The organism is Stenotrophomonas sp. ZAC14D2_NAIMI4_6, from assembly GCF_003086875.1.
Classification (GTDB): domain Bacteria; phylum Pseudomonadota; class Gammaproteobacteria; order Xanthomonadales; family Xanthomonadaceae; genus Stenotrophomonas.
This window is the reverse complement of sequence record NZ_CP025996.1, coordinates 2,867,809-2,881,687: the sequence shown is the minus strand read 5'-3', so window position 1 is coordinate 2,881,687 and position 13,879 is coordinate 2,867,809. Positions and strand designations below refer to the sequence as shown.

8 protein-coding genes are annotated in these 13,879 nt (G+C 67.6%); 5 read left to right on the top strand and 3 right to left on the bottom strand.

Features of this window, described 5'->3' with window-relative positions; translation table 11 throughout:
- Positions 1-29: 29 nt before the first annotated feature.
- Together C1933_RS13325 and C1933_RS13320 are read left to right on the top strand one after the other, a co-directional pair.
- Positions 30-2,588, top strand: a complete 2,559-nt coding sequence (locus C1933_RS13325) for a Cache 3/Cache 2 fusion domain-containing protein (RefSeq protein WP_108753657.1) — start codon at positions 30-32, stop codon at positions 2,586-2,588.
- Positions 2,589-2,822: 234 nt separating this feature from the next.
- Positions 2,823-5,117 (top strand): TonB-dependent receptor, encoded by a 2,295-nt coding sequence (locus C1933_RS13320; protein WP_312253308.1) that lies wholly within the window; start codon positions 2,823-2,825, stop codon positions 5,115-5,117.
- A gap of 71 nt (positions 5,118-5,188) precedes the next feature.
- Here the strand turns inward: C1933_RS13320 and C1933_RS13315 are convergent, their stop codons facing one another.
- Positions 5,189-6,256 (bottom strand): hypothetical protein, encoded by a 1,068-nt coding sequence (locus C1933_RS13315; protein WP_159094000.1) that lies wholly within the window; start codon positions 6,254-6,256, stop codon positions 5,189-5,191.
- A 109-nt stretch (positions 6,257-6,365) separates the two neighbouring features.
- On the opposite strand from C1933_RS13315, the gene C1933_RS13310 reads away from it, so the two are divergent.
- On the top strand, positions 6,366-7,502 hold the full coding sequence (locus C1933_RS13310) for a hypothetical protein (RefSeq protein WP_199911371.1): 1,137 nt from the start codon (positions 6,366-6,368) through the stop codon (positions 7,500-7,502).
- Between the two features lie 36 nt (positions 7,503-7,538).
- On the opposite strand, the gene rnd is transcribed toward C1933_RS13310, so the two are convergent.
- Entirely contained in the window at positions 7,539-8,615 is a 1,077-nt protein-coding gene (gene rnd, locus C1933_RS13305; RefSeq protein WP_108753655.1) for a ribonuclease D, read from the bottom strand.
- Between the two features lie 84 nt (positions 8,616-8,699).
- On the opposite strand from rnd, the gene C1933_RS13300 reads away from it, so the two are divergent.
- A complete protein-coding gene (locus tag C1933_RS13300) occupies positions 8,700-10,583 on the top strand; it encodes a formylglycine-generating enzyme family protein (RefSeq protein ID WP_108753654.1) in 1,884 nt (627 codons plus the stop codon).
- Between the two features lie 86 nt (positions 10,584-10,669).
- Entirely contained in the window at positions 10,670-11,569 is a 900-nt protein-coding gene (locus tag C1933_RS13295; protein WP_108753653.1) for a M48 family metallopeptidase, read from the top strand.
- 943 nt (positions 11,570-12,512) lie between these two features.
- Here C1933_RS13295 and xseA read toward each other — a convergent pair.
- Positions 12,513-13,844, bottom strand: coding sequence for an exodeoxyribonuclease VII large subunit (xseA, locus tag C1933_RS13290; RefSeq protein ID WP_108753652.1), 1,332 nt, complete (start codon positions 13,842-13,844; stop codon positions 12,513-12,515).
- Between the last annotated feature and the right edge of the window lie 35 nt (positions 13,845-13,879).

Here is a 13,879-nt window from a genome sequence, read left to right as displayed (position 1 = left end):
CGCGCTCCCTTCCACGGACATTCCCCCTGATGATGACCCCGGCTGCCTCCCGATTTTCCGCCTCGCCGCCGAAGCGGACCCTGACCATCGCAACCCGCCTGGCGCTGCTGATGGTGGCGATCACCACCGTGGCCTTCGCCGCACTGGCGATCCTGATCTACCGCGATACCGCCGACAGCTACCAGCAGCGCGTGGTTGCCGGCCTGGATACCACCACGGTGCTGATGCGCGATTCGGTGCAGCTGTATGACCGCAGCCTGGGCGAAAGCACCCAGCGCATCGCCGGCACCTTCCGCGCGATGCTGCCGCAGGGTGAGGCGCTGGCCGATGCCACCGCGCCCATCGACGTGGCCGGCCGCAGTGCGCCGACCCTGCGCCTGGGCACGCAGGTGATCGGCCCGGCATCGACCGAGGTTGATCGCTTCGCCGAGGCGACCGGCGGCGTTGCCACCGTGTTCGTGCGTGACGGCGAAGACTTCGTCCGCGTGGCGACTTCGTTGCGCAACGCACAGGGCGAACGCGTGCTGGGCACCGTGCTGGACCACGCCAACCCGGCCTATGCGCGGGTGCGCGCGGGGCAGGGCTACACGGGGCCGGCCCACCTGTTCGGCACCGATTACATGACCCACTACATGCCGATCCCGGCGGCCGATGGCAGCGTGGCTGGCATCGCGTTCGTGGGGCAGGACTACTCGCAGGGCCTGGCCGCGCTGAAGACGCGCCTGCGCGAGGCGACGCTGGGCCGCGAGGGCCGCTTCATCGTGGTCGACACGCGCCAGGGCAAGGACCACGGCCGGGTGCTGGCCGCCGCCGATGGCGAAGGTGGCCTGCTGCAGGAACGCGTGGCCGCAGCCGATCTGCCGGCATTGCAGGCGCTGCTGGATGGCCGCAGCACGCAGGCGCGTCTGCATCTGCGCCCGGCCGATGGTGGCGCCGAGCAGGCCTGGTTCGCGGCGGCGCAGCGCTACGGCGCCTGGCAATGGCTGGTGATCGGCCTGGAACCGGAATCGGTGCTGGCAGAGGTGCTGAACGGCCTGATGCTGCGCATCGCGCTGATTTCCGTGCTGGCGCTGACCACCGTGGTCGTGCTGATCGTGCTGGTGGTGCGGCGCTTGCTGGGTCGTCCGCTGGCCGCAGCGGCGCAGGTCGCCCGCGATGTGGCCAGCGGGCGCCTGGACCGCGAAATCGATACGGGCCGCGATGACGAGGTCGGCCGTCTGCTGGGGTCGTTGCAGCAGATGCGCGCCAAGCTGCGCGAGATCCTGCAGGCGCAGGCCAGCATGAGCGAACGCCATGCGGCGGGCGCGGTCAGCCACCGGATCGACGAGCTGGCCTTCGAGGGGGAGTTCCGCGCCATGGTGGCCGGCACCAACGCGCTGGTGGCGGCGCACCTGCAGACCCAGCAGCGCATGGTGGCCCTGGTTCAACGCTACGCTGAAGGCGATCTGCAGCAGACCATGGACGTGCTGCCTGGCGAACAGGTAGCGATCACGCAGGCGCTGAACGGCGTGCGCGGCAAGCTGCAGGGCATCAACGGCGAGATCAAGCGCCTGGTTGCGGCGGCGGCGAGCGGTGATTTCAGCGTGCGCGGCGATGCGCAGGCCTTCGCCAATGACTTCCAGCAGATGGTGCAGGGCCTGAACAGCGTGATGGCTACTGCCGATGACAACCTGCTGGCGCTGTCGGGCCTGCTGCGCAACCTGGCCGAAGGTGACCTGCGGCACCGTATCGACGGCCAGGCGCAGGGGGTGTTCGCGCGCATGCGCGAGGATGCCAATGCAACGGTGGGCGCCCTGGCCGGCATCGTTGGCCGCATCCAGCTGGCCGCCGCTGCGGTCAGCACGGCCGCTGCGGAAATCGCTGCCGGCAACGATGATCTGTCCCGCCGTACCGAACAGCAGGCTGCCAACCTAGAAGAGTCTGCTGCCTCGATCGAGGAAATGACCTCGGCCGTGCGGCAGAACGCCGACCACGCACGCCGCGCAGACCGCCTGGCGAGCGAGGCGGCGCAGGTGGCCGGGCGCGGGGGCGCGGCCATGGCCGCGATGGAAGCGACGATGGGCCAGATCGATGCCGCCTCGCGGCGCATCGCCGAGATCATCACGGTGATTGATGGCATCGCCTTCCAGACCAACATCCTGGCCCTGAATGCCGCCGTCGAAGCGGCACGCGCCGGTGAGGACGGCCGCGGCTTCGCGGTGGTCGCCAGCGAGGTGCGCGCACTGGCACAGCGCTCGACGCTGGCGGCGGCGGAGATCAAGGGGCTGATCGAAGAATCGGTGGCCCGCGTGGCCGAAGGCAACGTGCTGGCCGGCGATGCCGGGCGCACCATCCAGGACGTGGTCGCCTCGGTGACCGAACTGGGCGGGCTGGTGGGCGAGATCGCCCATGCCTGCCAGGAACAGGCGGCGGGCATCGAACTGGTCAACCAGAGCATCGTGCAGATGGATGGCGTGACCCAGCAGAACGCCGCGCTGGTGGAAGAGGCGTCCGCTTCGGCCCGCTCCATGAGCGAACAGGCGCACGCGTTGCAGGACGCTGCCGGCCGCTTCGTGCTGCAGCGGCGCCCGGCATTGGCCCCGGCGTAAGGGCAGCCGGGGTTGGGAGGCAGTGGTGCCGGCTACCGCCTTCCACCGGCGGACTTTGCCGCAGCGGGCGGGACGCGGACTGCGACGGGATGCGCAACGAAATCGTAACAATTCGGGCGATAATGGGCGCTTGCGCAGTGGTTCCCCCTCTACCGCCCGGCTTGCGCAGGCCGCCCGGACGTCTCCCAAGAGCTTTCGATGCCTTCCCATATCGCTTCCCGTCGTTCGACGGGCATGTCGTCTTCCTCGCTTTCCTTCCGCCGCCATCCGCTGGCCCTGGCCTGTGCCGGCCTGGCCCTGGCCGCCAGCTTCGGCGCCGCCGCGCAGGACAGCGCACCGACCCCGACCGGCCTGGACACGATCACCGTGACCGCCGAACACCGTGAGCAGAACCTGCAGGAAGTGCCGGTGTCGGTGGGCGTGGTGCAGGGCGAGCGCATGCGCGATTTCACCGCCGGCGGCGATGACACCCTGCTGGCGCTGTCCGGCCGCGTGCCGAGCCTGTATGCGGAAACCACCACCGGTCGCATCTTCCCGCGCTTCTACATCCGCGGCCTGGGCAACATCGATTTCTACCTGGGTGCCTCGCAGCCGGTGTCGATCATCCAGGACGACGTGGTGCTGGAACACGTGGTGCTGAAGTCCAACCCGGTCTACGACGTGGACCAGGTGGAAGTGCTGCGCGGCCCGCAGGGCTCGCTGTTCGGCCGCAACACCACCGCCGGCATCGTCAAGTTCGACACCCTGAAGCCGACCGATGAGTACACCGGCCGGGTCAGCGCCAGCTACGCCACCTACAACAGCGTGTCGGTCGATGGCGGCTTCGGTGGCCCGATCAACGACATCGCCTCGTTCCGCGTGTCGGCGCTGTACCAGCACCGCGATGACTACGTGGACAACACCTACCGTGGCCCCAGCGCCGACGGCACGGTCAGCCCGAAGAAGAACGCCATGGGCGGCTTCGATGACCGCAACGTGCGTGCGCAACTGCTGCTCAAGCCCAGCGACCAGTTCTCGATCCTGGCTTCGGCCCACGCCCGCGATTACGACGGCACCTCGACCCTGTTCCTGCGCGGTGCGCTGACCAAGGGCTCGAACCAGACCGACGTGCCGCGCGACAAGGTGGCCTACGACGAAGCCGACAACAACCCGCAGGCCTACAAGACCTACGGCGGTTCGGTGAAGGCGATCTACGATTTCGGCGCGGTCGATTTCACCTCCATCACCGCCTACGAAACCACCTCCGGCTACAGCCGTGGCGACACCGACGGCGGCGCGGCGGCAGACTTCCCGTTCAATGGCGTGGCCAACGGCTACGGTCAGTCGATGGGGCAGATCCGTGACCTGGACCAGTGGACCCAGGAATTCCGCCTGGCCAGCCACGATGACAGCGCCCTGCAGTGGCAGGCCGGTGCGTTCTACTTCAACGGCAGCGATACCACCGATTTCTACCAGCGCGGCTGGTTCCTGCAGGGCGCGGCGCGCAACCCGAACAACTGGGTGCGCCTGCGCAACAAGAACACCTCGTGGGCCGGTTTTGGCCAGCTCAGCTACGCCTTCACCGACAAGTTCAGCGTGACCGCTGGTCTGCGCCAGACCCGCGACGAGAAGCACACGCGCCTGCTGAAGACCGCCGACACCGCCGCCGGCGTGGTGACCTACAAGGGCCGTACGGACGTGAAGATGTCCGATACCACCCCGAGCTGGGACGTCAGCGCGATGTACCAGTTCAACCCGAACGTGAGCGTCTACGCCAAGGTTGCACGTGGCTTCCGCGGCCCGACCATCCAGGGCCGTTCGGCCGTGTTCAACGCTGATTTCACCACCGCCGACTCGGAGACCATCCTGTCCTGGGAAGCCGGTGTGAAGAGCAGCCTGTGGGACAACCGCCTGCGCCTGAATGCCACCGCGTTCACCTACACGGTCAACGACATCCAGCTCAACGGCAACGATTCGGACGGCAACGGCGTGCTGTTCAACGCCGACAAGGCCAAGGCCTACGGCTTCGAAGCAGACATGGAACTGCGCCCGGTTCCGAACCTGACCCTGAGCGCCGGTGTCAGCCTGCTGCACAGCGAGATCCAGGACAAGCGCGTGTATGCGCAGGTCTGCGGCCTGAACGGCCAGGTGGTGTGCACGGTGAACGACCCGACCATCAAGGTCGGCGCCAACACCTTTGCCCAGATCGATGGCAACCCGCTGCCCAACGCGCCGAAGTACAACATCAACTTCGCCGCGCGTTACGACATGCCGGTCAGCGACGCGGGCACGATGTTCGTGTCCACCGACTGGAACAAGCAGGGCTACACCAGCTTCGTGCTGTATGACAGCCAGGAGTTCAATTCCAAGGGTGATTTCGAAGGTGGCCTGAAGCTGGGTTACTCCGGCAACTACGGTGCCTACGAAGTGGCGCTGTTCGCGCGCAACATCACAAACGAAAAGAACCTGAAGGGTGTGATCGAAAACTACATGGCCGCGGTCTACAACGAACCGCGCACCGTGGGTGTTTCGTTGAACATGAACTGGTAAGGCCTGCTTGATCGGGTAACGAAAACGGCGCTCTTCGGAGCGCCGTTTTTGTTGCGTACCTTGGGGGGAGTTCAGGGCGTGGCGCTGACGCCCAGTCCCAGGGCCGGATCGGCAGGCGCGCTGGGCCCGAGCACCTGCAGTTGCATCGCTTCCATCCGTTCCAACACTTTGCGTTGCTTCGCGTTGAGCCCCTGCGAGGTGATCGCGATGTGCTTGCGTGCGGCGTCCAGCGGGGCTGGCTGGTAGTGCACGGTAAAACGTCGCAGGGCGCAGCCGGTTACGTTCTGGACGGGCGCGCAGTCGCTCCCGTTGAAATCGACATCACCATCGCCGGCAACGATGAACGGGCTCAGCAGGATCTGCCCTTCGCGCGCGGTGAAGGCCAGCGGCGCATGGGCCTTGGCGATGACCGCCTGGATGCGCACGGCCGGGATGGTATCGGGAACGATCCGGTCTTCCCAGAACCCTTCCCTGGCTTCCGAGGTCTGGTAGTTCTGCGTGCCCCAGGACATGCAGTTGCCCGACGCGACGTGCACGGAGGTACACACCTGCCGGGAGTGCTGGTCGGTTGCCGTGTAGGGCGGCACCCAGACCTTCTTCCACGAATAGAAGCGATAGTCCACGTCGGCCAGGCGGGTAGCGCCGATGTCCTTGGAGACCTCGTCCTTGTCGCCCAATGGCTTCAGCTTGGCCACCCGGGTGTTCAGTCGATAGTTTTCCGCGCCATTGAGCAGGTAGGTGCCCGGCGGGATCAGATGGACTTCGAACACGTCCATCAGCACCGTGCGCTGCGGGCCGGTTTCCAGTTCGTTGGTATTGAACAGCTGCACATAGCCCTGCGAGGGAACGTCCTTGTGCTGCCAGGACACGCGCGCGGAGAAGCCGGGCAGGTCGGTCGAGCGGCGGCCCAGATGGAAGCCGGTGATGGGAGAGCCGACACCGGGTCCGCCGGTGTGCACGACATACGGGGCCGGCACCAGGACGGCAACCAGACCGTCGCGGGTGGCGCCATCAATGATGTCCACCAGCTTGGCCCTGTTTTCCTTTTCCTGCCCGTAGGTTGGCCGCGTCGCGCTGCTGGCCATGGCGGGCGCTGCCAGCAGCAGGGCACACGCTGCTGCGATCTTAAGGGGATTCATTGACGTCTCCTTGTCTGCACGGCGCAACCCTAGCACGGCGCCTGCGGCACGGCGGTGCAGGGCGGCCTTGCATGCTAGGCTGCCGCGCTGTGTTGAACGGACTTCGACCATGATCCAGACGCTGTACCAGCAGTATGCCGATGCTCGCGCCGCCGAGACCCTGATTGAACAATGCCGGGCGCAGGTGGTGCGCTGGCGTTGGGCCAGCGGCGACATGGCGCATGACGCGCCGTTCATGGCCGAAAAGTATGGCGTGCGCCGCAGTCGCTGGCTGGACGATGCCAAGGCGGACCCGGATGCGCATGTGCACCATGGTTTCGACGCGCAGGAGCGCATCGTGCTTGCCGTGGCTGACAACGGGGCCAGGACCACGGTGTGGCTGCACGGCACCGAGCAGAGGCACAGCCTGAGCTTCTACCGCGGTGGACGCATTGCCTCGGCCCGCGCCTGGCACGAACACCGCGGGCGGCTGCAGCGCAGTGAGCTGACTGTTGGCCATCGCGGTCATGACAGCATCTATCACTGGGACGGCGAAGTGCTGCTGCGCGTGGTGGTGCGCAACTGGGGGGACGAGCGCCCGAGCTGGTGGTGCCAGGATGTCTACAGCTACGATGAGGCCGGCGCCCTGGACCGTATCGAACTGCAGTATCTGCATGAAGACGGCACACCCACCGGCAGCCAGCGCCTGCAGTACCAGCGCCCGCGCCGCGGCGAAACCCTGGCTGCCGCCGCTGCCGATGTGGAGCGCCGGCTGATGCAGGCCATCGCCACGCAGTTGCCGCTGATTCCTCGCGACGAGCCGCTGTATTGCCTGCTGCTGTGCTTCACCGATGGCGATTTCAGTTCGGCCTGGCCACCGTTCATCACCTGGGGGCGCCAGTCCTACCGGCAGGCGGTGCTTGAACGCGGTGAGGACGTTGCCTACTACCTGTGGGCGCCGGACGAGATGCGTGCCGGCCAGCGCGACGACGATGAGTGCTGGTTCGACGATCCGGCCCTGCTGGACGCGTGCAAGCGCCATGGCCGGTTGATGGAGATGCGCGGCAGTACCACGTCGGCGATGCGCCTGCTCACGCGGGTGGCGGCGTGGCTGGATGCGCCGGAACAGCGCGCCCACCTGCACACCACCGAGGACTTCGTGGTGGCGGTGGCCGACAACACCGGCGCGGTGGACCCGCTGCCGGCGATGCGCAAGGCGATCGGTGCGCAGCGCTGGGCGCGCCTGAAGGCGGCCGGCTACGTGTGATAGGGGAGTGCCGCGCCGGTCAGGCGCGGCGGCCTGTCATGCTGGCAGCAAGGCCTGCAGGCGTGCTTCCAGTTCCTGCTGGCGCCAGCCGGCCAGCGCGGCCGGCCACTGGCGGCGTTCCAGATAGCTTTCCAGGTGCTTGCGCGAGGCCAGTACGCCGTCGGCCAGGCCCAGCTCGCGGCTGCGCTCGGCCACCGCATCCTGCAGCTTCTTGATGGTCTTCTTGTCGGCGTCGGTGGCCTGCACGGCCAGCGGTGCTTCGGCCTCATCGGGCAGCGGCGTTTCCAGCGCCTGCCACACGGCGGCGGTGAGCTTGCGCGGGGCTTTCGGGAACTGCTCGAACAGCTTGCCCAGCGCGGCCAGGTCGGCCGGCGGGGTGCGTGCCAGGGTGGCGGCCAGTTCGTTGTCCAGGATCCAGCTGCGCGGGCGGTCGCTGCTGCGGGCCTGGCCGTCGCGCCAGCGCAGCAGGCGCAGCAGGCGGCGCTGGGCGGCCGCGTCGAGGAACTGTGCCGCGCGCATGCCCAGGTGCGGCCAACGGTCTTCATCGTTGGCAACGTTGGCCAGCAGACGTTCGGCATCGTCCTGCAGCCACTGGCGGCGGCCCAGCGCCTGCAGCTTGGCTTCGATCGCATCGTGCAGGGCAAACAGATGCTCGACGTCGTCGGCGGCGTACTGCAACTGCGATTCAGACAGCGGACGGCGCATCCAGTCCGAGCGCGTTTCGCCCTTGGCCAGCGTTACCCCGGTAATTTCCTGCACCAGTTTCTGGTAGCCCATGCCACCGCCGATACCGGCCAGCGCCGCGCCGATCTGGGTGTCGAACAAGGGCCGGGGCAGCACGCCGCAGGTCCACTTGAAGGCCACCAGGTCTTCGCTGGCGCTGTGCATGACCTTGATGATCGATTCATCGGTCAGCCACGGTGCCAGCGCTTCGGGCATGCCGGGAATCAGCGGATCGATCAACAGGATGTCGTTGCCCACGGCCATCTGCACCAGGGCCAGCTGCGGCCAGAAGGTGCGTTCGCGGATGAATTCGGTGTCCAGGCCGATACGGGCCGGGCGCTGCTGGCGGTAGGCGTCCAGCTCGGCGGGGGTGGTGATCCAGATTGCCACGGGTGGGGGCCTGCTACTCGGGTTTGCTCAGGCAGGGGAGAATAGCCTAACGTCGGTGCGCACCCGTACCGAAGGAGCCTCCGTTTGCGTTTTGCCCTGCCGATTGCGCTGTGTACCGCCCTGGGCCTGGCCCTGGCCGCGTGCACGCCGTCGCCGCCTGCAAGCCCGTCGGCCGGCGAACCGGAACGGCCGCGGCCCAAGGTGGACGACACGGCTGCTGCTGCTGCGGCGGCGACGGGCACGGTGACCATTGCCGGCGAGGATGCCAGCGAGGACGTGCAGCGCTGGACCCCGGCACGGGTGGATCGGCAGGGGCGGACGCTGGCGCAGCTGCGCCGTGCCGCCGAACAGGCGTTCAGCGACGGGCGGCTGTACGAGGACGCCGAGGCGGCCATTCCGCTGTGGCTGGCGGTGCAGGAAGAAGCCCCGGACGACCGCGCGGCCCGCGCCGGTCTGCAGCGTGCCCGGCAGCGCCTGCAGCAGCAGGCCGACGCCCTGCTGGCGCGGCCGCTGCAGCAGCGCGAGGCACTGACCGAGGCAGGGCGGCAGGCGCTGGTGCTGCTGACCCTGGCACCCAACGAGCCGAAGGTGCGCGCGCTGCAGAGCCGGGTGGAGACCGCCCAGCGCGTGGTGGCCTACAACCGCTCGGGCGAGGAGGATCTGCGCGCCGGTCGGGTGGGCGAGGACGGTGACGGGGCCATTCCGGCGTTCCGTGAGGCGCTGGCACTGGATGCCAACAACCGCCGTGCCCGGCAGGGCCTGGCCGCCGCCGAAAGCGCGCTGATCCGGCGCGCCGAAGACGCCGCACGCAGCCGCGATTTTGCTTCCGCCGGGGCCTGGCTGGCCGAAGCCAGCAAGGTGCGGGATTCGTCGCCGACCATCGCCGACGCGTTCGAACGCATCGAGCAGATCCGTGCAGCGACCCTGGTGCAGTTGCGTGACGGCGGGCTGCGCGACCTGGAAACGCCGCAGGGACTGAAGTCGGCCCGTGAAAAGCTGGCCGAGGCCTTGCGCATCGCCTTGCCGGGCGATGCCGTGGTGGCGCAATTGCGCGAATGCATCGACCTGGCCACCCACTACGGCAGTTTCCGCCCAGGGCAGGTGTTCAGCGACCCCCTGCGCGATGGCGGGCGCGGGCCGCAGATGATCGTGGTGCCGCATGGCGGCTTCCAGATGGGCGCCGGTGACACCGAACCGGGCGCCAGCGACGCGGAGCGACCGTCACACTACGTGCGGTTTGAACGTGGCTTTGCCATGGCGATCACTGAAGTGACCGTCGCCGATTTCGAGCGTTTCGTGAAGGCCACCAGCGCGCGCCCGCGTGCGACCCGTCGCGGCCACTCGGTGGTGTATGACGAGCGCAGCGGCAACTTCATCCGCCGCAGCGGCGTGGACTGGCGCTCGGACTACGATGGCAGTCGCGCGATGGGCAATTCGCCGGTGATGCACGTGAGCGTGCGCGATGCGGAAAACTACGCCACCTGGCTGTCCGAGCAGACCGGCCGCGCCTACCGCCTGCCCAGCGAAGCCGAGTTCGAGTACGCCCTGCGGGCCGGCGGCAGTGGCCGCTACCCCTGGGGGGATGCCGGTCTGCCGCCTGCGGGCAGCGGCAACTACACCGGCAGCCAGGATGTTTCCCCGTCGGGCCGGCACTGGCACAACGCCTTCGTGGGCTATGGCGATGGCTGGTGGGGGCCGGCGCTGGTGGGCAGCTTCCAGGCCAATGCCTTCGGCCTGCACGACATGGGCGGCAACCTGAGCGAATGGGTGGCCGATTGCTGGCATTCCAGCTACCGCCGCGCCCCGTCCGATGGCGTGGCCTGGTACAACCCGGGCTGCCGTTCGCGGGTGATCCGTGGCGGCAACTGGGCCAACGCGCCCGAGCAGACCCGTGCGGCGTGGCGGCAATCCCAGGATTCAGACACCACCAACGCCCGCATCGGCTTCCGCCTGGTGCGCGGCATCTGATGCGCCTGTTTCACCCCGCGCAGGCGGCGTCGCACTAAGATTGCAGCGTGCCCGCCGGCCGGCGGGGTCCGCCGGAAGACCTGCCGATGCGCAACGATCCCTTTTCCCGCTCGCCGCAACAGGGTTCGCCACGGCGCGGTCTGTTCGGCAACATCCGCTGGTGGGTACTGCTGCTGGCCGCCGGCTATGCAGCGTACTACTGGTTTTCCAACCGAACGGTGGACCCGTACACCGGCGAGAAGGTGCTGATCGACAGCAGCCTGGATGCCAGCGAAGAACGTGCGTTGGGCTTGCAGGCCTACCAGCAGATCCTGGCGCAGGAACGGCCACTGGACCCCAACGCGCAGATCTCACGCGATGTGCGCGCCATCGCCCAGCGCCTGATCGCCAAGGTGGATGTGGTGGAAACCGCGCTGGCGCAGGAACATGGGCTGCAGCCGGGGCACTTCTCGCGCGATTTCGAGTGGGAAGTGAACGTGATTCCCAGTGACCAGGCCAACGCCTTCTGTCTGCCCGGCGGCAAGATGGCCGTGTACACCGGGCTGGTGCCGGTGGCGCGCACGACCGATGCCATGGCGGTGGTGATGGGGCACGAGATCGCCCATGCGCTGCTGCGCCATGGTGCGCAGCGCATGGCCCAGCAGAAGCTGACCCAGATCGGGCAGATGGCTGGTGCGGCCAGCGGCATGGATGCGCAGCAGCAACAGATGATGATGTCGGCGATGGGTTACGGCTATCTGTTGCCGTACGCGCGCAGCCACGAGACGCAGGCCGATGAAGTGGGTCTGATGTTGGCGGCGGCGGCGTGTTTCGACCCGCGCGAGGCGATTCCCCTGTGGCAGCGCATGGGGCAGGCCAGTGGTGGCCAGTCGCCGCCGGAGTTTTCGTCGACCCATCCCAATCCCGGCACCCGCATCCAGAACCTGCAGGCGCTGATGCCCAAGGCCCTCGAGTACCGGCAGAAATTCTGCGAGCAGGCGCGGTAGGGGGTGGTCGGCAGGGCTTGCAGCCTGCACCTGCTTGGATCAACGGCAACGGCAACGGCAACGTCAAAGGCAACGTCAAAGGCGGGTTTCCCGGGGATGGCGGGGCGGTGTCGGATTGCGGGGGCGCCGCAAGTCCCCCTCCGGGGCCCGGCCCAGCCGCTGGCGGCTGTGCGTTCGGGCGCTTGCGAAGCAGTGCTTCGCAAACAAAGCGCCCTCACCCCTGTAGGCTTGGCAGCCGCATCCATGCGGCTGACACCCCGCACTCCGACACCGCCCCACCTCTGACAGATCGCCGCGGTCTGTCGGAACGGCATTCTGCTCTGGTAGGTGTCGACCTTGGTCGACACAGTAGATCCACGCGATGCGTGGATGATTCATTCGACATCTGACAGACGTGTCGACCAAGGTCGACACCTACCCACAGCCGTCTTCGACACGGCGTTCTGCTCTGGTAGGTGTCGACCTTGGTCGACACAATAGATCCACACGATGCGTGGATGATTCATTCGACATCTGACAGGCGTGTCGACCAAGGTCGACACCTACCCACAGCCGCCTTCGACACGGTGTTCTGCTCTGGTAGGTGTCGACCTTGGTCGACACAGTAGATCCACACGATGCGTGGATGATTCATTCGACATCTGACAGACGTGTCGACCAAGGTCGACACCTACCCACAGCCGCCTTCGACACGGCGTTCTGCTCTGGTAGGTGTCGACCTTGGTCGACACAGTAGAGCTACGCCATGCGTGGATGAAGTTGTCAGACACCGAAAAGAATGCGGGGTCAGAGCCCGTTGCTATGCAACGGGATCCGACCCCGCCCCGCCATCCCACGGAATGCAGGCTCTTGACGTTGACGTTGACGTTGACGTTGACGTTGCTTCAGTCGAGCATGGCTCGACTCTACAGGGGTGCAGGGCGCAGCCCTGCCGAACAACCCCTCACTTGACCTGTACGTCGATCACGCCGTCACCCACGCGGGCCTGCAGGGTATCGCCCGGCTGCACCTGGTCGATGTGCCGCACCAGTGCGCCATCGTCGGCACGGGTCAGGATGCTGTAGCCGCGCGCCACGGTGGCCAGCGGACTGACCGCCTCCAGTGATCGCGCCAGCCCGCGCAGGCGCAGGGCATCGCGTTCCAGCAGCCGCTGCAATGCGGCCTGCGGACGCCCGCGCAACACGAGCAGGCGCCGTCGAATCTCGTCGAGCTGGCGCTGCGGGTGGTGCGCGCGCAGCACGGCCGCGGCATGGCGCAGGCGCGCCGCACGACGCTCCTGCTGTTGGTTGAACGCGGCATGCAGGCGTCGGCCCAGATCCGCCTGGCGGCGGCGCAGCAGGTCCAGTCGCGCCTGCGGGCTCTGCGCGTTCAGGCGCAGCAACGCACGGTCGGCGCGCTGCATCGCCTGCTGCATCGTATGCCGCTGCAGCTGCACCATGCGCGCCGCGCTGCGGCGCAGGCGCAGGGCCAGTTCGCGCTGGTCCGGCACCAGCAGTTCGGCGGCCACCGACGGTGTGGGTGCGCGCAGGTCGGCAGCGAAATCGCTGAGGCTGAAGTCGGTTTCGTGGCCGACGGCCGAGACCACTGGCGTGCCGCTGGCAGCGATCGCGCGGGCCAGCGCCTCGTCGTTGAAGGCCCACAGGTCTTCCAGTGAACCACCACCACGGGTGAGCAGGATCACGTCGTAGCGGCCGCTGGCATCGGCGGCCTGCAGCAATCGGGTGATCTGCGCGGCAGCACTGCTGCCCTGTACCAGGGTCGGCAGCAGATCCACTTCCAGCAGCGGGAAGCGCCGCGCCAGCACACTCAGCACGTCGCGCACGGCGGCACCGGTGGGTGAGGTGATCACCGCCAGGCGTTGCACGTGCGCAGGCATGGGCCGCTTGCGCGCGGGGTTGAACAGCCCCTCGGCCTGCAGCCGTGCCTTCAGTTCCTCGAACGCGCGGCGCAGGGCGCCTTCTCCCGCCTCTTCCATATGGTCGAGCACCATCTGGTACTCACCACGCGCGTCATACAGTGTCACCTTGCCGCGCACCAGCACGCGCATGCCCTCGCGTGGCACGAACTTCAGGTACTGCGCCTTCATCCGGAACATGGCGGCACGCAGCTGCGCGCGTGCATCCCTCAGGGTGAAGTACAGGTGCCCGGAGGCGGGGCGGGCCACGCTGCCCAGTTCTGCTTCCACCCAGATGGCCGGGAAACTGCCTTCCAGCAGGTCGCGGGCCAGCGTGTTGAGCTGGCTGGGGGTGAGGATGTCGTTGTTGCGAGATTGCATGGATGCGGCGCGTGGCGGGTGGAACGGGGGCTCAG